20 protein-coding genes are annotated in these 17697 nt (G+C 66.5%); 13 read left to right on the forward strand and 7 right to left on the reverse strand.

All coding sequences use genetic code 11. The features are described from left to right. Positions 1-73 precede the first annotated feature (73 nt). Genes ybeY through era form a run of 4 tightly spaced genes read left to right on the forward strand, consistent with a single transcriptional unit; the run spans position 74 to position 3236 of the window. On the forward strand, positions 74-628 hold the full coding sequence (gene ybeY / locus ACLMAL_RS15330; RefSeq protein ID WP_411999662.1) for an rRNA maturation RNase YbeY: 555 nt from the start codon (positions 74-76) through the stop codon (positions 626-628). After that, entirely contained in the window at positions 625-1992 is a 1368-nt protein-coding gene (locus ACLMAL_RS15335; protein ID WP_411999663.1) for a hemolysin family protein, read from the forward strand. The genes ybeY and ACLMAL_RS15335 overlap by 4 nt, the downstream gene beginning before the upstream one ends. Then, positions 1985-2344, forward strand: coding sequence for a cytidine deaminase (locus ACLMAL_RS15340; protein WP_328410665.1), 360 nt, complete (start codon positions 1985-1987; stop codon positions 2342-2344). Before ACLMAL_RS15335 ends, ACLMAL_RS15340 begins: the two co-directional genes overlap by 8 nt. Further along, entirely contained in the window at positions 2337-3236 is a 900-nt protein-coding gene (gene era / locus ACLMAL_RS15345; RefSeq protein WP_328410667.1) for a GTPase Era, read from the forward strand. Before ACLMAL_RS15340 ends, era begins: the two co-directional genes overlap by 8 nt. Before the next feature lie 90 nt (positions 3237-3326). On the opposite strand, the gene ACLMAL_RS15350 is transcribed toward era, so the two are convergent. Beyond that, positions 3327-4751 (reverse strand): amidase, encoded by a 1425-nt coding sequence (locus tag ACLMAL_RS15350; protein ID WP_411999664.1) that lies wholly within the window; start codon positions 4749-4751, stop codon positions 3327-3329. Between the two features lie 179 nt (positions 4752-4930). Here ACLMAL_RS15350 and ACLMAL_RS15355 point away from each other — a divergent pair, with 179 nt between their 5' ends. The 5 genes from ACLMAL_RS15355 (at position 4931) to ACLMAL_RS15375 (ending at position 8698) form a co-directional block, all read left to right on the forward strand. Beyond that, on the forward strand, positions 4931-5797 hold the full coding sequence (locus ACLMAL_RS15355; RefSeq protein ID WP_411999665.1) for an alpha/beta fold hydrolase: 867 nt from the start codon (positions 4931-4933) through the stop codon (positions 5795-5797). Continuing rightward, complete coding sequence (locus tag ACLMAL_RS15360) at positions 5784-6386, forward strand: TetR/AcrR family transcriptional regulator (protein ID WP_406237270.1); 603 nt, start codon at positions 5784-5786, stop codon at positions 6384-6386. The genes ACLMAL_RS15355 and ACLMAL_RS15360 overlap by 14 nt, the downstream gene beginning before the upstream one ends. Before the next feature lie 110 nt (positions 6387-6496). Then, positions 6497-7288: a DNA repair protein RecO gene (gene recO / locus ACLMAL_RS15365; RefSeq protein WP_411999666.1), complete on the forward strand. Its 792-nt coding sequence runs from the start codon at positions 6497-6499 to the stop codon at positions 7286-7288. A 137-nt stretch (positions 7289-7425) separates the two neighbouring features. Then, positions 7426-8256, forward strand: a complete 831-nt coding sequence (locus tag ACLMAL_RS15370; RefSeq protein ID WP_328410677.1) for an isoprenyl transferase — start codon at positions 7426-7428, stop codon at positions 8254-8256. Positions 8257-8341: 85 nt separating this feature from the next. Beyond that, positions 8342-8698 carry a YbjN domain-containing protein gene (locus tag ACLMAL_RS15375; protein WP_328412832.1) on the forward strand — a complete coding sequence of 119 codons (357 nt, stop codon included), beginning with the start codon at positions 8342-8344 and terminating at the stop codon, positions 8696-8698. A gap of 264 nt (positions 8699-8962) precedes the next feature. On the opposite strand, the gene ACLMAL_RS15380 is transcribed toward ACLMAL_RS15375, so the two are convergent. Then, positions 8963-9583 (reverse strand): TetR/AcrR family transcriptional regulator, encoded by a 621-nt coding sequence (locus ACLMAL_RS15380; protein ID WP_411999667.1) that lies wholly within the window; start codon positions 9581-9583, stop codon positions 8963-8965. Between the two features lie 102 nt (positions 9584-9685). On the opposite strand from ACLMAL_RS15380, the gene ACLMAL_RS15385 reads away from it, so the two are divergent. Then, on the forward strand, positions 9686-10666 hold the full coding sequence (locus ACLMAL_RS15385; protein ID WP_411999668.1) for a hypothetical protein: 981 nt from the start codon (positions 9686-9688) through the stop codon (positions 10664-10666). A 114-nt stretch (positions 10667-10780) separates the two neighbouring features. Here ACLMAL_RS15385 and ACLMAL_RS15390 read toward each other — a convergent pair whose 3' ends face one another. Continuing rightward, positions 10781-11212, reverse strand: coding sequence for a Fur family transcriptional regulator (locus tag ACLMAL_RS15390; protein WP_406237278.1), 432 nt, complete (start codon positions 11210-11212; stop codon positions 10781-10783). 3 nt (positions 11213-11215) lie between these two features. Further along, entirely contained in the window at positions 11216-11566 is a 351-nt protein-coding gene (locus ACLMAL_RS15395; protein ID WP_328410690.1) for an ArsR/SmtB family transcription factor, read from the reverse strand. Between the two features lie 199 nt (positions 11567-11765). Between ACLMAL_RS15395 and ACLMAL_RS15400 the strand changes: the two genes are divergently transcribed. Further along, positions 11766-13157 (forward strand): glycine--tRNA ligase, encoded by a 1392-nt coding sequence (locus ACLMAL_RS15400; RefSeq protein ID WP_411999669.1) that lies wholly within the window; start codon positions 11766-11768, stop codon positions 13155-13157. Positions 13158-13209: 52 nt separating this feature from the next. Here ACLMAL_RS15400 and ACLMAL_RS15405 read toward each other — a convergent pair whose 3' ends face one another. From ACLMAL_RS15405 to ACLMAL_RS15415, 3 genes are all read right to left on the reverse strand, one after another. Further along, the gene (locus ACLMAL_RS15405; RefSeq protein ID WP_411999670.1) at positions 13210-13605 is read right to left on the reverse strand and encodes a DUF1707 domain-containing protein; all 396 of its coding nucleotides are present in this window, start codon (positions 13603-13605) and stop codon (positions 13210-13212) included. Between the two features lie 206 nt (positions 13606-13811). Beyond that, positions 13812-14537, reverse strand: coding sequence for a DUF899 domain-containing protein (locus tag ACLMAL_RS15410; protein ID WP_411999671.1), 726 nt, complete (start codon positions 14535-14537; stop codon positions 13812-13814). A gap of 80 nt (positions 14538-14617) precedes the next feature. Then, complete coding sequence (locus tag ACLMAL_RS15415) at positions 14618-15829, reverse strand: FAD-dependent monooxygenase (RefSeq protein WP_411999672.1); 1212 nt, start codon at positions 15827-15829, stop codon at positions 14618-14620. A gap of 91 nt (positions 15830-15920) precedes the next feature. On the opposite strand from ACLMAL_RS15415, the gene ACLMAL_RS15420 reads away from it, so the two are divergent. Continuing rightward, a complete protein-coding gene (locus ACLMAL_RS15420; RefSeq protein ID WP_411999673.1) occupies positions 15921-16697 on the forward strand; it encodes a TetR family transcriptional regulator in 777 nt (258 codons plus the stop codon). Positions 16698-16873: 176 nt separating this feature from the next. Beyond that, positions 16874-17515 (forward strand): TetR/AcrR family transcriptional regulator, encoded by a 642-nt coding sequence (locus ACLMAL_RS15425; RefSeq protein ID WP_411999674.1) that lies wholly within the window; start codon positions 16874-16876, stop codon positions 17513-17515. Positions 17516-17697 lie beyond the last annotated feature (182 nt).

Raw genomic sequence — 17697 nt, forward strand, 5'->3', positions numbered from 1 at the left:
GGCCCGCGGTGATTTCCAAGCGCCACCCAGCCTCCGGTCCGACGGCACAACCGTCGGGCCGTAGTCTTATCGGGTGAGTATCGAGATCGCCAACGAATCGGGTATGGACGTGCCCGAAGAAGACCTCGTCAGTGTCGCGCGCTTTGCCATCACCCAAATGGACGTGCATCCGGCGGCCGAGCTGTCGATGGTGCTCGTCGATCTCGACACCATGGCGGACCTGCACATGCGCTGGATGGACCTACCCGGTCCGACCGACGTGATGTCGTTCCCGATGGACGAGCTGGAGCCGGGCGGACGGCCCGACAGCCCCGAACCCGGCCCCTCGATGCTCGGCGACATCGTGTTGTGCCCCGAGTTCGCGGCGGGCCAGGCCCGCAAGGCAGGCCATTCGCTCGACCACGAACTAGCGCTGCTCACGGTGCACGGCGTGCTCCACCTCCTCGGCTACGACCATGCCGAGCCGGAGGAGGAGAAAGAGATGTTCGCGCTGCAGGCCCGGCTGCTCGAAGAGTGGTACGAGAGCCTGCGCGAGGAGCAGCGCCGCGCCGAACTCGCCGCCCGCGACGCCAGGTTGCTGGGGAAGGCGGGTTTCACTACACCGGGTGACGCGCTGGGCCCCGCGTGAATTCGCTGACCCTCATCTTGTTGGCAGTCCTGCTGGTCCCGGTGGGCGGCGTGTTCGCCGCGGTGGATGCGGCATTGAATACCGTCTCACCCGCTCGTCTCGACGATATGGTCCGTATCGAACGGGCCGGCGCCGTCCGGCTGAGCCGGATCGTGTCCGACCGGCCTCGGTACGTGAATCTCCTTGTGCTGCTGCGCATCCTGTGCGAGATCAGTGCGACGGTGCTGCTTGCGGCGGCGCTGATCCCGCTCTGGGACGACGATTGGGCGCTGCTGTTCACCGCCGCCGTCATGGTGCTCATCGACTATGTCGTGATCGGGGTCGGCCCGCGCACCCTCGGTCGCCAGCACGCGTACTCCATTGCCTTGGCGGCCGCGGTGCCCTTGCAGTTCATCGGCGCGCTGCTCGGCCCGGTGAGCAGGTTGCTGATTCTGATCGGTAATGCGATTACGCCGGGTAAGGGATTTCGCAACGGGCCCTTCGCCTCCGAGATCGAACTGCGTGAGGTGGTCGAGATGGCCTCCGAGCGCGGCGTGGTGGCCGACGACGAGCGCCGGATGATCCAGTCGGTCTTCGAACTCGGCGACACCCCGGCTCGTGCGGTCATGGTGCCGCGCACCGAGATGGTCTGGATCGAGGCCGATAAGACCGCGGCCCAAGCGATGTCGCTCGCGGTGCGCAGTGGCCACTCCAGGGTTCCGGTGGTCGGCGAGAACGTCGACGATATTCTGGGCGTCGTCTATCTGAAAGACCTTGTGCCGTACGCGGATCGGAGCAAGAAGGTGCAGGTGCGCGAGGTGATGCGCACGGCCGTCTTCATGCCCGACTCCAAGCCGCTCGACAGCCTGCTCGACGAGATGCAGCGCAGGCGCAACCATATGGCGCTCCTGGTCGACGAATACGGCGGCATCGCCGGGTTGGTGACCATCGAGGACGTGCTGGAGGAGATCGTCGGCGAGATCGCCGACGAGTACGACACCGACGAGACCCCGCCCATCGAAGATCTCGGCGACGGCCGCTACCGGGTGTCGGCCCGGCTGTCGGTGGACGACCTCGCCGAGATCTACGGCATGGAGATCGAGGAGGAGGACGTCGACACCGTCGGCGGCCTGCTCGCCCACGCGCTCGGCAGGGTACCGCTGCCCGGTTCGAAGGTCGTCGTGCACGGCCTGATGCTGCGCGGTGAAGGCGGCCCGGATGCCCGTGGTCGGGTGCGGGTGAACACCATCGTGGTGCGCAGAGCACTCGAGAAATCACGCAGCGACAAAGCCGAGTCCGAGAAATCGAACGGCAAACGCAGAGCCAATGGATCGGAGCGGGAGACCGTGCCCGATCGGGACCAGGATGGAGACAGCGATGACTGAATTGGATGCCGAGGACACCAAACTCGTGGTTCTTGCGCGAGGCGCGTTGGGCCGCACCGGTGGTGGTGCGGGTGCGGCGATCCGCGACACCGACGGCCGGACCTACGCGGCGGGCGAGGTCGCACTGCAATCGCTGCGCTTGACCGCGCTGCAGGCCGCGGTGGCCGCCGCGATCTCCAGTGGTGCGGAGGGATTCGAGGCGGCGGTGGTTGTCGGCGGCCGGTTCTCCGACGCCGGAGTCTCGGCGGTTCGGGAAGTGTCCGCCGAGGCGCGGATCGTCTTCACCGATCGTGACGGTGCGGTCTTCGACATCGTCGACGACGCTGCGGCCACCGAGGTGCACGGTGGCTGAATTCCGTTCCGGTTTCGTCTGTTTCGTCGGTCGACCGAATACCGGCAAGTCGACGCTGACCAATGCGCTGGTCGGTTCGAAGATCGCGATCACCTCCTCGCGTCCGCAAACCACCAGGCACACCATCCGCGGCATTGTGCACCGCGAGCACGCCCAGCTGATCCTGGTCGATACGCCCGGGTTGCACCGTCCCCGCACGCTGCTCGGCCAGCGGCTGAACGACCTGGTGCGCGACACCTATTCCGAGGTCGATGTCATCGCGCTGTGCATCCCGGCGGATGAGAAGATCGGCCCCGGCGACAAGTGGATCGTCGCGCAGATCAAGCAGATGGCGCCGAAAACCACCGTCCTCGGCGTGGTCACCAAGATCGACAAGGTGAGCCGCGACCAGGTCGCCGAGCAGCTGATGGCGCTCTCGCAACTGCTCGGCCCGGACGCTGACGTGGTGCCGGTCTCGGCCGTCAAGGGTGAGCAGGTCGAAGTCCTCGTCGACGTTATCGCCTCGAAGATGCCCGAGGGCCCGGCCTTCTACCCCGACGGTGAACTCACCGACGAGCCAGAAGAAACCCTGATGGCCGAGCTCATCCGTGAGGCGGCGCTCGAGGGTGTCCGCGACGAACTGCCGCACTCGCTTGCCGTCGTCATCGAAGAGGTTCTCCCGCGCGAAGAGAACGAGGACATGCTCGACGTGCACGCGCTGCTCTACGTCGAACGCCCCAGCCAGAAGGCCATCGTCATCGGCAAGGGCGGCGCGCGCCTCAAGGAGGTGGGCACCAATGCCCGCCACCAGATCGAACACATCCTCGGCGTCCGGATCTACCTGCACCTGCACGTGAAGGTGGCCAAGGACTGGCAGCGCGATCCGAAGCAGCTCGGCAAGCTCGGCTTCTGACGGTGCGCCCGCACCTGGTGGGCAGGGGCGCACCGCGTCACGACCGGTCGTGGCGCACGACCACGGCGGTAAACCCCGCAGCGGGTTGATTCACCACCAGGGGTCGGGCCGGTGTCGGTCCCAGCGGAGTTCCGATTCCAGTTGGGCGGCAAGGGAAACGAGCAATGGCTCCGAGTTCGCGGTGCCCATCAGCTGGGCACCGACGGGCAGCCCGGTGTCAGTGAAGCCGGCGGGGACGTTCACGCTCGGCCAGCCGAGGACGTTCCACGGCCAGGTGTAGGGGCAGGCCGCGGTGATGAGGTTGTTGGTGGCATTGACGCCGATGCCGTCGATGTCTTCGGCGCGGGGTGGCGGGGTGGCGGTGGTCGGGGACAGGACGACGTCGAAGTCGCGGAAGAAGCTGCCGATTTGTTTGTGCAGCAACGGTTCTGCCTGGCGGGCCGCGAACAGGGCCGGGCCGCTGAGCAATTGACCGACGCGGATGTTGGCGCTGGTGCGCGGGTCGACGACAGCGCCGGGCATTTGCTCGTGCCGCGCCTTGATGCCCGCCATCGACCGTGGCAGGAACGTCGCGCCGATCATGACGCCGTAGTTCAGGTCGGCGACGGTGACGGTGTGGCCGAGCCTGCGCAGCGCGGTGGCGATGCCCTGGACCGCGGCCTCGACCTCGGGGTGCAGCGCAGTCCTGGTGGCGGTGAAGGGAATTCGCAGCGACAGCGCGATCCGCAGCCGCCCGGGATCGCGGCCGACCGCGTCCGAGACCCGCAAGGGGGCGGGGGTGTGCTTGTCGCCGGGATGCGGGCCTGCGGCGAGGTCGAGCAGCAGTGCGGCATCGCCGACGGTCCGGGCCAGCGGTCCGTTCACGGTGAGGCCGTGGAACGCCTCGGCCTCCGGCCAGGTGGAGATCCGGCCGCGCTGTGGCTTGATGCCGACGAGATTCGTCCATGAGGCGGGGATCCGAATCGAGCCCGCGCCGTCGGAACCCAGTGCGGCGGGCACCAATCCGGCGGCGACCGCGGCCGACGAACCACCGGAGGAGCCGCCAGGTGTGTGCGCGGCGTTCCACGGATTGCGGGTGTGGCCGAAGGCCGCGCCGCTGGTGAAGGGCAACTGTCCGAGTTCGCAGGTGTTGGTCTTCCCGACGATCACCGCACCGGCCGCGCGCAGTCGCCGAACCGATTCGGCGTCTTCGGTTTTCGACGCGAAGTCGCCACCGCAGCCGAATGCTGTCGGCATACCGGCGATATCGGTGTCGTCCTTCACCGCGATCGGCACACCGAGCAGCGGCAGGCGCTCGCCCGCGGCCAGTCGCCGATCCGCTTCGGCTGCTTCGGCGAGTGCCTCTGCACGGCGCACATGACGAAAGGCGTTGAGCGTCGTCTGGCTTGCTTCGATGCGATCGAGGACCGAACCAACTGCCGCGACGGAGCCGACGGCACCCTTGGCGATCGCGGCCGCGAGGTCGGCAAGTCCGAGGTCGTCGGTCGGCAGTTGGGTGGGGTCCGCTACGAACATGTGAGCTCCGTCTCTAATTCTCTGCATATGCACGGTAGCGCGCATTTGGTCAACCGTCCACATCGGTGCGATCTGTCGGGTCTACGTGCGCACCGGCCCAGGGGTTCGTCGCGAATCTGTAGACATACATACGGTATGTATGTAACAGTGGATCGGTACCGCGAGCACCTGGAGGAACCATGGGAACCAGTACGTCACTCGGCCGCACGCATGAGGTGGATCTGCCGGGCGGCCGCATCCGATATCACGACACGGGAGAGGGGCCGCCCGTCGTGTTCGTACACGGCCTCCTGGTCAATGCTGATCTATGGCGGGAGGTCGTCCCGGCTGTCGCCGCGGCGGGCTATCGCTGCCTGAGTCCGGATCTGCCGCTCGGCGCGCATTCGATCCCGGTCCCCGATGCGGACCTCACGCCGACCGGTGTCGCCGACCTCATCGCCGCCTTCCTGGAACAACTCGACCTCATCGACGTCACCATCGTCGCCAACGACACCGGCGGCGCGATCACCCAGATCCTGCTGACCCGTAAACCAGACCGCATCGGCCGCGTGGTGCTGGCCTCCGTCGACTCCTATGAGAGCTTCTTCCCGCCGCCGTTCAGCACACTGGCTGCGATCGCGCGCATCCCCGGCTCGCTGCGGCCGTTGACCGAGCTGATGCGCATCCGCGCACTGCACCGACTGCCGATCGCCTTCGGGTGGGCGGCCAAGTACCCGGTGGCACCCGAGATCGTCGATTCCTATCTGCTGCCGAGCCGCAATTCCGCTGCCATCCGCAAGGATCTGCGGCGCTTCATCACCTCGGTGCACCGCCGCTACACACTGGAGGCTGCCACCCATTTCGCGTCGGTCCGGATTCCTGTCCTGGTCGCCTGGGCCCGCGAGGACAAATTCTTCCCGGTCTCCTTCGCCGAGCGCCTGGCTCATGACCTGCCGAACGCCACCATGACACTCATCGACGACTCCTACACCTTCCTGCCGGAAGATCAGCCCGAGTTGCTCGCCGAAACGATTCTGGAGTTCACTCGGCTGCATGCCACGCCGTAGCCAGGAGGATCGCTCCCGCACCACGAAAGCCGCGCTCGAGCAGGCAGGCCGCCGCCTGTTCGCCGAGCGCGGCTTCGCTGCTACCTCGGCGGAGGAACTGGTCACCGAGGCAGGCGTTACCCGCGGCGCGCTCCACCACCACTACGGCGACAAACGCGGTCTGTTCCTCGCGGTGCTGGAGCAACTGGAGATCGAGAGCACCGCAGAGATCGAAAACGCCATCGGCGCGGTAGGCCCCGACGACATCATGACCTCCATGGCCATCGGCCTCGGCGTCTTTCTGGAAATCTGCCAGCGACCCGAGATGATCCGGATCGGGTTGTTCGACGCCCCCGCCGTGCTCGGCTGGCAGGCCTGGCGCGAATTCGAGGCCCGCCACGGACTCGGACTGATCATCTCCGAACTGGAACGCGCCCGCGCCGAAGGGCTGATCCCCGACGTGTCGATCACTGTGCTCGCCCAACTGATCCTCAGCGCCGTCAGTGAGGCCGGACTGATCGTCGCCCACGCCGCCGACAAAGCCGCCGCCCGCTCCCAGGCCCAGCAATCTTTGATGCTGCTGGTCGCCGGCCTCATCCAGAACGGATAGCAAAGGCCGCGCACACGTCGAGAGGCCGCGCCACCATGTCCTGCTCGGCGGGATGAAGCGGTGGGGTGCGTCGGAGGGTGGGTGTCGGGTGGGCGTGGGAGGATGGCCAGGTGCGGTTGTATCGGGACGAGGCGGTGGTGGTTCGCCAGCACAAGCTGGGCGAGGCGGATCGCATTGTCACGTTGCTGACCCGCCGGCACGGGTTGGTGCGCGCCGTGGCCAAGGGCGTGCGGCGGACCAAGTCGCGGTTCGGTGCTCGGCTGGAGCCCTTCGCCTACGTGGACGTGCAGCTGCATCCGGGACGCAATCTCGACACCGTCACCCAGGTGCACACGATGGAGGCCTTCGCCTCCGACATCGTCGACGACTACGGGCGCTACACCACGGCGTGCGCGGTGCTGGAGACTGCCGAGCGGCTGGCCGGCGAGGAGCGCGCACCCGCGCCGCGGTTGCATGCGCTGACCGCGGCGGCCTTGCGGGCGATCGCGGCCAAACAGCGGCCGCACGAATTGATTCTGGACGCATTTCTGTTGCGCGCCATGGGTTTCGCGGGTTGGGCGCCCGCACTGGACGAATGCGCCCGGTGTGCGACCCCCGGTCCGCATCGAGCGTTCCATGTCGCCGCCGGTGGCGCGGTGTGCGTGCACTGCCGTCCGCCCGGTGCGGCCACCCCCGCGCCGGGAGTGCTCGATCTGCTGATCGCACTGCGCCGCGGCGAGTGGGACTACATCGAGACCACCTCCGACGGAGTTCGCCGGCAAGCCAGCGGTCTCGTCGCGGCCCACCTGCAGTGGCACCTCGAGCGTCAGCTGCGCACCTTGCCGCTCATCGAACGCTCTCGGACCCAGCAGGCGCTCGGCGGGGCGGCCCCGCAACCCGCGGCCGCCGGCCACACCGGCTGATCAACCGCCCCGACCCCTCCGGATACCCCGGCTGAGCGGCACTTCATGGCGTGCGCCACGCCACCGGCGGCACAGCGGTGTGCCTCCCGGCCGGCGATGGTGGAGGGCGTTCCGAAGCGCGGGTGGCATCAGGCAGGATGGAGGCCGTGATCCTCCGTCGAGACTCTTCCGGGACCAGGTCGAACAGCGCGCGGCCGGATGCCGAGCGCACCGTCCGTCCGCCGTCGCAGCACCCCTCGGGGGCGCGGCCGCCGGAGTTGCCGCCGGAGTTGGTGCCCACCCACGTCGCACTGGTGATGGACGGCAACGGGCGGTGGGCGCAGGAGCGCGGGCTGCCGCGCACCGCCGGACACGAGCGCGGCGAGGCGGTGCTGATGGACACCGTCGAGGGCTGCATCGAGATCGGGGTGAAGTGGCTGTCGGCCTACGCCTTCTCCACCGAGAACTGGCGGCGCAGCCCGGAGGAAGTGCGCTTCCTCATGGGCTTCAATCGTGACGTCATCCGCCGCAGGCGCGACGAGATGAACGAGATGGGCGTGCGTGTTCGGTGGGCCGGCCGGCGGCCGCGGTTGTGGCGCAGTGTGATCAACGAACTGGAGACCGCGCAAGAACTCACCAAGGACAACACGGTGATGACCCTCACCATGTGTGTCAACTACGGTGGGCGCGCCGAAATCGCCGATGCGGCAAGGGAAATCGCGCGTCGAGTTGCGGCCGGCGAGATCGACCCCGAGCGGGTCACCGAGGCGACGGTCGCCAAGTATCTCGACGAGCCGGATATGCCGGACGTGGACCTTTTCCTGCGGCCGTCGGGGGAGTTCCGCAGTTCGAACTTCCTCATCTGGCAGTCGGCGTACGCCGAATTCGTCTATCAGGACACCCTGTTTCCCGATTTCGACCGGCGCAACCTGTGGGAGGCATGCCTCCAGTACGCTTCGCGTGACCGCCGCTTCGGTGGGACCAAATGAACGGCGGCACCAACTGAACGGCGGCACGGATATGGACGCAGCGGTCACCCCGGAGCAGGAGCTACAGGCGCGGGCCGGCGCCTGTATGTCGCTGTACGACGTCGATGTGCGTGTCGACCCGGAGGGTTCACTCGGATTCGAGTACGAAGGCGCGCTGTGCTCGCTGCGCGCGGTCAACTTGGCGCCCGGATTGGACGTGCTGACGCTGACCTGCGTGCTGGCCTGGGATCGTCCGCTGAAAACGCAGCTGCACAAGCGCGTCGCCGAACGCAACAGCGCGCTGCAGTTCGGCTCGATCACCCTGATTGCACACGGGCAGCTCGCCGATGTGATTCTGCGCTACACCTTCCCGGCCGCGGGCCTGGACGATCAGGCGTTGGCGACCATGCTGTTGCTGGTGCTGTCGGGCGCGGGCCGGGCCAGGCAGGGTCTGCTGCCCTGATCGGTCGGCCGCCCGATCTCACTGTCGTCGAAAGTGTGCGACTGATCGGCGCCTAGCATGTCGACCGCGTCCGGTCGAAGAGACGCTCGCCAGGGCGGTATCGCCGAGTGCGGCCGCATGCTCGGCAAATGATCGGGCGGTCGGAAGTAGCGGCTGTGCTTCGCACCCGGAACGAGTACCCGCACGACAGCGGTCCCCGCCACCGAACGCCTCGGCTGGCGCTGAGCCGGAAACTCGGCCCCGCGCCGACACGGTGGAGATCGGTCAGGTCGTCACGGGCTGTGCGACAGGTTCGCCGTAGGGGAGCATGGTCCGGACGCCGCGAGCCAGCGTTTCGGGGTCCGGATCGCCGATGATCAAGTGCTGCAACATGAATCCGGGAATGAAGCAGATCATCGCGGTCGCCACCGCGTGGGTGTCGGCGTCCGCGGGCAGCCAGCCCGCGACGTGTATCAGCTCGGCGTACTCGTGCCACAGCCCGCGCATCGCGAGGATGGCGTCTTTGACGTACTCGGACGCCTCGGGATGGACCATGGCCAGCGCCCAGACCTGCGGAGCAAGTCGGATTGTGCCCTCCGGTCCGCTCTGCGCGACGATCTGCTCGGCGAGAGCGGCGACCAACTGGGCCGGGGTGGGCAGCGGGTCGCCGTGGATCAGTGTCGACATGGTCGCGCGCACGTCGACCATGGTCTGCGTGGCCAGCGCCGAGATCAGCTCGTTCTTGCTTTTGAAATACCGGTAGACCGCCCCGGCGGACAGCCCGGATTCGGCGAAGACATCCTGCATGGATGTCTCGTGGAAGCCCCTACGGGCAAAGCACAGTTGCGCGGCGTCGAGGATCTGCTGGCGACGGCGTTCCAGGTGTTCTTCGCTGACTCGGGGCATGTCTCCAAAGTAAAACGAATGTCCGTTCTTGACAACTTTCCTGCCCCGTGTAACGGTGTTCTCATCGAAAGAGAACGAACATTCGATTTTCGGGAGATTGACATGAACACCACCCAGCGGGCGCTCGCTGTCGGCCTCGGCGCCGCCCTGCTCCAAGCGTTGATGCTGATCGCATTCGCTTGGCCCGCCGCCAATATCGCGCCGCGCGACGTGCCGCTCGCCGTCACCGGACCGCAGGCCGCCATGGTCGCCGACAAGCTCGGCCAGCACAGTCCCGATGCCTTCGACATCTCGAACCCTGCCGACGAAGCCGCCGCGCGCGCCGCCATCGAAGACCGTGAGGTCTACGGCGCGATCATCACCGGTGGTGGCGCGCCGCGGGTGCTCGTTGCCTCCGGCGCAAGCCCCGCCGTTGCCCAGCAGCTCACCGCGATCGCGCAGCAGCTCTCCGGCGCACCGGCCACGCAGGTCGAGGACGTGGTCGCGGCCGACTCCGACGACCCGCGCGGCACGGCCTTCGGGGCCATGGTGTTGCCCCTGGTCATGTCGGGTATCGCAGCGGGCGTGCTGCTCAGCCTGCTGATTCCGGCGGTCGGTGGCCGAGTGGTCGGTCTGGTGACCTTCGGTGTCGCCGGTGGCCTGCTCAGCATGGCGATCGTCGAGGGGTGGATGTCGGTGGTGCCGGGTCCCTACCTCGGGCTGGCCGCGGTCGCGGGACTGGTGTCCTTCGCCGTCTCGGGTGCGGTCGTCGGCCTTGCCACGGCCATCGGCCGACCGGGCATCGGACTGGCCGCGCTGACCATGCTGCTCATCGGCAACCCGTTCTCCGCCGCCACCTCGGCCCCGGAGCTGCTGCCGCAGCCGTGGGGCGCCATCGGTCAGCTGCTGCCGCCGGGCGCCGCCGCATCGCTACTGCGCTCGGTCGCCTACTTCGACGGTGCTGGTGCCACGAAACCCCTTGTGGTCCTGCTGATCTGGGCTGCTGCGGCGCTGGCTCTGCTCGGTGTCGGCGCACTGCGCGGCACCCGCGCGGACACCCCGCAGACGCGGGCCGCCACATCCGAGCCGGTCGCGGCCGGCTGACTCGCTCGGCACAACCCGAAGGCCACCACTGCTCGGTCTGCCGAGTGCTGGTGGCCTTCAACAAACAAGGCAAGGCCACCCGGGGACCGCGAAAACACGTGGTCCTGATCCTTGTCAGACGGTGCGACCCGCCTTCGCGCAGGACTTGCAGGTGCCGAAGACCTCCATCGTGTGGCTGACCTCGGTGAAACCATGTTCACTCGCAATGGATTCGGCCCATGCCTCCACCGTGGGACCTTCCACCTCGACGGTGCGCCCGCAATGGCGGCAGACCAGATGGTGATGGTGTCCGGTGGAGCACTGTCGATAGACCGACTCCCCGGTGTCGGTGCGCAACACATCGACGAGGCCGGCGTCCGCCAGCGACTGCAGGGTGCGGTAGACCGTGGTCAGCCCGATGCCCTCGCCGCGGCGGCGCAGCTCGTCGTGCAGCTCCTGCGCGGAGCGGAACTCTTCGATGTCGCTGAGCAGCGCGGCGATCGCACTGCGCTGGCGGGTACTGCGAATGCCCACCGGCTTCTGTGGGAAGACCGTCTTGTCCGTCACGAATTACCCTTCCTCGGCATGCGCCACGGCGTCGACGACGATGTGTGCAAGATGGTCGTCGACGAGTTCGTACAGCACCTCACGGCCCGACCGCTCCCCGTGCACGACGCCCGCGGACTTGAGAATGCGCAGATGCTGGCTGACCAGCGGTTGGGTGACACCGAGCGCATCGACCAGCTCGTGCACACAGCGCGGCGACTCGCGTAGTTGCAGCACGATCGCGATGCGGACCGGGGCGGCGAGGGCGCGCAGCAGTTCGCCCGCGTCCTCCAGAACGGTCCGTGCGGGCACCGCGGCGGGCGCGGGCGACCGATACGGGTTGTGGGGATGAGCGGTGGCGGTCTCGGCGGTCATCGAACCAACTCCTTATTGGAAAGCGATTCCATTTTGATATGCACAGTTGCGCATGTCAAACGGGCTCGCCGCCGGTGTCGCCCTGTGCGGTGGAAATCCCATTGGCCGATGCCGATAGTCTGGTGACACTTGCAGCGTAGTGACTACGCGAATCCGTCGTCACTACCAATCCGACTCGCAGTGGATGGAGAATTCTCGCGTGGCACCCAAGTCGAAGGTGGACACCGTTGCCAACCTCGCCAAGCGCCGGGGTCTGGTGTACCCGTGCGGTGAGATCTACGGAGGCACCAAATCGGCGTGGGACTACGGTCCACTCGGCGTCGAGCTCAAGGAGAACATCAAGCGGCAGTGGTGGCGCTCCATGGTCACCAGCCGCGAGGACGTCGTCGGCCTCGACTCCTCGGTGATCCTGCCGCGCCAGGTCTGGGTGGCCTCCGGCCACGTCGGCGTGTTCAACGATCCGCTCGTCGAATGCCTCAACTGCCATCACCGGCACCGGCAGGACCACCTGCAGGAGGCCTACGCCGAGAAGAACAACTTCGACGACCCGGACAGCGTCTCGATGGACGTCATCGCGTGCCCCAATTGCGGCACCGTCGGCAAGTGGACCGAGCCGCGTGACTTCAACATGATGCTGAAGACCTACCTCGGCCCGATCGAGTCCGAGGAAGGCCTGCACTACCTCCGCCCGGAGACCGCGCAGGGCATCTTCGTCAACTACAAGAACGTGGAGACCACCGCGCGCAAGAAGCCGCCGTTCGGCATCGCGCAGATCGGCAAGAGCTTCCGCAACGAGATCACGCCGGGCAACTTCATTTTCCGCACCCGTGAGTTCGAGCAGATGGAGATGGAATTCTTCGTCAAGCCCGGCGACGACGAGCAGTGGCACCAGTACTGGATCGATACCCGGCTGGCCTGGTACACCGACCTCGGCATCGACCCGGAGAACCTGCGGCTCTACGAGCACCCCAAGGACAAGCTCTCGCACTACTCGACCCGCACGGTCGACATCGAGTACCGCTTCCGCTTCCAGGGCAGCGAGTGGGGCGAGCTGGAGGGCGTCGCCAACCGCACCGACTTCGACCTGAAGACGCATTCGGAGCACTCCGGCACCGACCTGAGCTTCTTCGATCAGAACACCAACGAGCGCTACACCCCGTACGTCATCGAACCGGCGGCCGGTCTGACCCGTTCGCTGATGGCCTTCCTCGTGGATGCCTACGGCGAGGACGAGGCGCCGAATGCCAAGGGCGGCGTGGATATTCGCACGGTGCTGCGGCTGGACCGCAGGCTCGCACCGGTGAAGGCGGCCGTGCTGCCGTTGTCGCGCAACGCGGATCTGACGCCGAAGGCGAAAGACCTGGCCGCGCAGCTGCGGAAGAACTGGAATGTCGAGTTCGACGATGCGGGCGCGATCGGCCGCCGCTACCGTCGCCAGGACGAGATCGGCACTCCGTTCTGCATCACCGTCGACTTCGACACGCTCGACGACCAGGCCGTCACCATCCGCGAGCGCGACTCGATGGCGCAGGAGCGGATCGCGCTGGACAAGGTCGAGGGCTACCTCGCTCAGCACCTGATCGGTTCCTGAGACCAGCAGAACCGTCGAGGCCGTCAGCAGAGGTGCTGGCGGCCTCGCTGTTTCAACGCTGCGACGTCGTCTGTGATCCGACGGTCAGCCCGATGGCGGTCGGGATCAGCAACGCGAAACCCCAAGGCACCGCCACCCAGAACGGCCAGAAATACCCGGCGCCGGTCGTCACCCAGATCGTCAGGCACAGCGCGTTGACCGCGACCCACGGAATCCACATGATGACGACCCACGGCGGTATGCGTGGCGCCGCCTTCGGCGGATTCTGGCGAACAGGTAAGTCCGACAGGAGCGGAGTCAGTTCGCCGTAGGTCTTGGCCGCATAGGCCTGCTGGATTCGGTCGTCGTATTCGTGCAGGGACAACCGCCCGTCATCCATCGCTTGCCGCAGTTGCTCGACGATTTTTTCGCGGTCTGCGTCCGATGCGCGCAGCCTGTCCTCACCCACGAAGGTCAGCTTAGATGCTGAGGTGTTCGGCGGCAGCGTGATTCGACAGGCCACGGCACATCGAGCTCGTGCACACAGTGATCGGTGGGTTCGGTGAAATTGCGGGACTCGAGTCACAGAATCGACCGCGCCGTCCGGATGTCGGCTGGTGTCCCGGCGATGGATTCGGTTGTGCTCCAAGCGATGACGACCCGGTGGGTGCGTGGTCAGTGGCAGTGGTCTGTGGTGCTGCCGTAGCGGTCGTGGTGAGGGAATTCGGCGACGTGCTTCTGCCTGCCGAGCGGGGTCAGATCCAGATAGTTGTTCGTGCCGATGAGGATGTCGCCGCCGCGGGCATAGGACGAATAGGTGTGGAAGACCGCGTTGTCGTCGTCACGCCAGAAGATGCTGGTGCCGGGCTGTTCGCCCTCGGCCTGCCAGGTGAGTCCCTTGGCCTGCATTTCCGCCTTGCTCGCATAGTTGTATTCGACGGGTGCGATGGACTCGTCCTGTGTCACGTGGAAGTCGTAGTTGAAGTCGCTGTCGAAGGACGAGTACATCGGGAAGGTCCAGCCCATGCGATCCCGGTAGCGGTTCAGCGTGTCCCACGGCCCCCGCGAAACGGCGACGAATCTGGTGTCGTTGTATTCGAGATGCTCGGTGTGACCGACGTTGTCGAGCAGCAGCGCGCAGCTGGGACAGCCCGCATCGAGGTCCCAGCGCCACATCATGTGATAGACGATCAGCTGTCGTTGCCCGTCGAAAAGCTCGGCCAGGCCGACCTTCCCCTTCGGCCCCTCGAATTCGTATTTCTTGTCGATGGCGACCATCGGCAGTTCGCGACGCCGGGCGGCCAGCGCATCCTGGCGATGGGTCTGTTCCCGTTCTTCGGCGAGCAGCTGCATACGCGCCGTCAGCCATTCGTCGCGGGAAACCACGGTCGGACGATTCATGACAATTCTCCTCGGGCTCCGATGAACACACGTCTGCGTATGTAGACCGGCCAGCCGAGCAGAAGTCATCGCATCGGCGATCAGATCGCCGACGTCGAGGGCGCTGGTCGATACTCGGGCAGCGCGGCGGTCGTCGACGGCGCCATGATGCGCTCCATGCCGGCAAGGGACTCCAGCAGCGGCGATCGCGCGATGGTGTTGCGTACCGCCATGCCGATCCGCGTCTTGGGCGCCATGAGGCGCAGGTTCGGGCCGATCTTCTGCTTGCGGTCCACCAACTCGCGGTGGGTTTCCTCATAGCGACGGAAGGCGGTTCGATGATCGCCACCCGCGGCCGCCAGCTCGCCCGCCAGCCGGTAGGCGCCGATCAGCGACAGCTCGGCACCTGCGCCCGAGGCGGGCGATGCGCAGTATGCGGCGTCGCCGACCAGTGCGATGCGACCGGTCGCCCAGGAATCCATGCGCACCTGGCTGAGGGCATCGACGTAGAGGTCGGGGTCCGCGAGCGCGCCTGCGAGGAGCTCCGGTATCCGCCAATCGGTTCGGTCCGCGAACGCGTCGGTGAGCAGGCGGCGCTCGGCAGCGGGATCGCGATGGTCGTAGTCGCGTTGTGGGCTGCGGAACATGAAGTATGCCTTGGCCTGGGCGTGGTTGCCCGAGCGGTAGACGCCCGCCATCGTTCCCGGCGTGTTGAACACCGTCATCGTCCGGTCCTGGCCATGTGCCGAATCGGCGTTGCCGAAAGCGAAGTAGTGGTCCATATGGTGCACGAACCGCGATTCCGGACCGAACACGAGACCGCGCACGGTCGAATGCATGCCGTCCGCGCCGATGACCAGGTCGAAGCGCCGGGGCCGGCCGTTTTCGAAGGCGACCGCGATGCCGTCGTCGTCCTGCTCGAGGGATCGGATCGAATCGCCGAAGAGGTACTCGACGGGATCGGCGTTGGCGTCGTGCAGGATCCCGACCAGGTCGCCGCGCATGATCTCCACCTCGCCGCTGCCGTACTTGTCCTGGATACCGGACATATCGATGCGAGCCAGACCGCGATCCTGCGCGTCGACGAACCGCATGCCGGCGACATCGGCGGCGGCCGCCCGTATCTGCGGCATGACGCCCATCCGCTCGGCGACCTGGATGGCCTGATCGCGGACGTCGACGCCCTGTCCGCCGGAGCGCAGTTGCGGCGCTCGCTCGACCACGGTGGGCCGGAACCCGTGTCGCGCAAGCCAGTACGCCAGTGTCTGCCCGGCGATGCTGGCACCCGAGATGAGAATCCGCTCGTTCTTCATGTCCGCTCCTGCGTCTCATAAATACTGACCTATGGTCAGTCGTGACCATAGGCTCCTGACCGGGGGTCAGTCAAGGGCTAGAATTTCGCGGATGACCGATGACACTCGCGCCCGCATCCTGCGGGCGGCGCTGGACATGTTCGCCGCACGCGGCTATCACGCCGTCACCGTGCGGGAGATCGCCGAACATCTCGGTTTGACGAAAACTGCTGTGCTCTATCACTTTCCGAGCAAGAGCGACATCATCCCCGCGCTGGCCGAGCCGCTGCTGACCGAGATGGACGCCGTGCTCGCGACGGCAGGCAGGCAGTCCGATCCCGAGAGCGCGCGGTGGGCGGTTGTGGTCGGACTGCTGGATCTGTGGCTGTCACATGGCCTGCTGCTGCAGATGCACATGCGAGACCAGGCGCTGTCGGCGCACGTCGAGACCTTCGGCAGGCTGCGTGATGCGGCCCTGCGCGCGCAAGAACTGATCGCGGGCGCAGACGCCGACCTGGCTGCGCGGGTGAACGCCGCACAGGTCTATGCCGCACTCAGCGACCCGGTGGTCATCTTCGCCGATCAGCCGACCGCCGAGTTGCGCGCCGCGATCCTGGACGGGGCACGTCGTCTCCTTGATATGGCTGTGCCACAAGGAATCTCGACCGATTTGCCGGTCGTCGCGACGACGCCGCTGTCGAGTTCGGATCGGCGCAATCTCCGAGGCAGACCGGGCACGATGAGCGCAGCGATGGTCGAATCCGCGCGGCAGATGCGCGCGTCCGGCGCGTACACCGTCGATGACATAGCCGCCGAGCTGGGCGTCTCGCGCGCGACCCTCTATCGCCACTTGTCGGTGGGTGGGGCGTCTCGCGCGCCGGGAGAGTAATTATGAGACGGTTTGTGAGACGTGAGATCGGCCAGGGGTGCTTAACATTCAATCGGGCGAGTGCCCGGCTCCGGGATGTCATCGGTGGCCGTCATGGTCCGGTTCTCTCCCGCAATCTGAAAATTGCTTTCACTATAAAAATCTGGTGACTGTACGTCAAGTGCTACCGTGAACCGGTGACCGAACTCGGATTGCGGGCGCGCAAGAAACTCCAAACCAGGCAGCAGATCGTCGAAGCGGCGGCGGCGCTGTTCGCCGAACGCGGCTTCGACGACGTCACGGTGGCCGAAATCGCGCGCGCCGCAAACGTTTCCGAGAAGACCGTGTTCAACTACTTCGGCACCAAGGAAGACCTGATCTTCAGTGGAATGGACGATTTCAGCGCCGCCCTCCTGCAGGCGATCCGGGAACGGCCACGCGGTGTATCGCCATTCGCCGCATTCGGCGAATTCGTGGTCCAACCTCGTGGCCTGCTGGCTGCTGAAGACCCCGACGCCATCGAACGCCTGGCTGCGGTGGCCCGAATAATCGACGACAGCACCACCCTGCAAACCCGTCAACGGCAACTCTTCGACGCCAACACCGACAGACTCGCCACCCTGTTGGCCGAAGAGGCAGGCGCCACCGACGCCGATATCGCCGCATGGGTAGTGGCCAACGGCCTGATCGGCGTACTACGCGCCATGCAGAAATACATCCACCGTGCGGTGCTCGCCGGCCGCCGAGGCCCCGACCTGATCAGTGATGTACTCGCTCAGGGCGAGCGCGCGGTCGAAGTGCTGGAGCATGGACTGGCCGACTACACCGTGGGCCACTAGGTGGCGTCTCCCCATAATTCGGGCCGTTCGTAATCTGGCCAGAACGTGTCGAAAGCCGAACGGCCGGCACGACCGCTGAGCGATGCGGCGCGCAAAGCCCAGCGGGTCAGCGTGGACGACTTCGGACGCCAGCGATGAAGTCGGTCACCGGGTGGGTCGGCCATCACGATGCACGACTTCGG

Source organism: Nocardia sp. CWNU-33 (assembly GCF_046764895.1).
GTDB lineage: Bacteria > Actinomycetota > Actinomycetes > Mycobacteriales > Mycobacteriaceae > Nocardia.

Excerpts from the sequence above, each read along its gene's own strand:
- ACLMAL_RS15340 (WP_328410665.1), top strand. The coding sequence starts at position 1,985 with ATGACTGAATTGGATGCCGAGGACACCAAACTCGTGGTTCTTGCGCGA.
- ACLMAL_RS15350 (WP_411999664.1), bottom strand. The coding sequence starts at position 4,751 with ATGTTCGTAGCGGACCCCACCCAACTGCCGACCGACGACCTCGGACTT.
- ACLMAL_RS15355 (WP_411999665.1), top strand. The coding sequence starts at position 4,931 with ATGGGAACCAGTACGTCACTCGGCCGCACGCATGAGGTGGATCTGCCG.
- ACLMAL_RS15360 (WP_406237270.1), top strand. The coding sequence starts at position 5,784 with ATGCCACGCCGTAGCCAGGAGGATCGCTCCCGCACCACGAAAGCCGCG.
- ACLMAL_RS15370 (WP_328410677.1), top strand. The coding sequence starts at position 7,426 with ATGGAGGCCGTGATCCTCCGTCGAGACTCTTCCGGGACCAGGTCGAAC.
- ACLMAL_RS15375 (WP_328412832.1), top strand. The coding sequence starts at position 8,342 with ATGTCGCTGTACGACGTCGATGTGCGTGTCGACCCGGAGGGTTCACTC.
- ACLMAL_RS15380 (WP_411999667.1), bottom strand. The coding sequence starts at position 9,583 with ATGCCCCGAGTCAGCGAAGAACACCTGGAACGCCGTCGCCAGCAGATC.
- ACLMAL_RS15385 (WP_411999668.1), top strand. The coding sequence starts at position 9,686 with ATGAACACCACCCAGCGGGCGCTCGCTGTCGGCCTCGGCGCCGCCCTG.
- ACLMAL_RS15395 (WP_328410690.1), bottom strand. The coding sequence starts at position 11,566 with ATGACCGCCGAGACCGCCACCGCTCATCCCCACAACCCGTATCGGTCG.
- ACLMAL_RS15410 (WP_411999671.1), bottom strand. The coding sequence starts at position 14,537 with ATGAATCGTCCGACCGTGGTTTCCCGCGACGAATGGCTGACGGCGCGT.
- ACLMAL_RS15415 (WP_411999672.1), bottom strand. The coding sequence starts at position 15,829 with ATGAAGAACGAGCGGATTCTCATCTCGGGTGCCAGCATCGCCGGGCAG.
- ACLMAL_RS15420 (WP_411999673.1), top strand. The coding sequence starts at position 15,921 with ATGACCGATGACACTCGCGCCCGCATCCTGCGGGCGGCGCTGGACATG.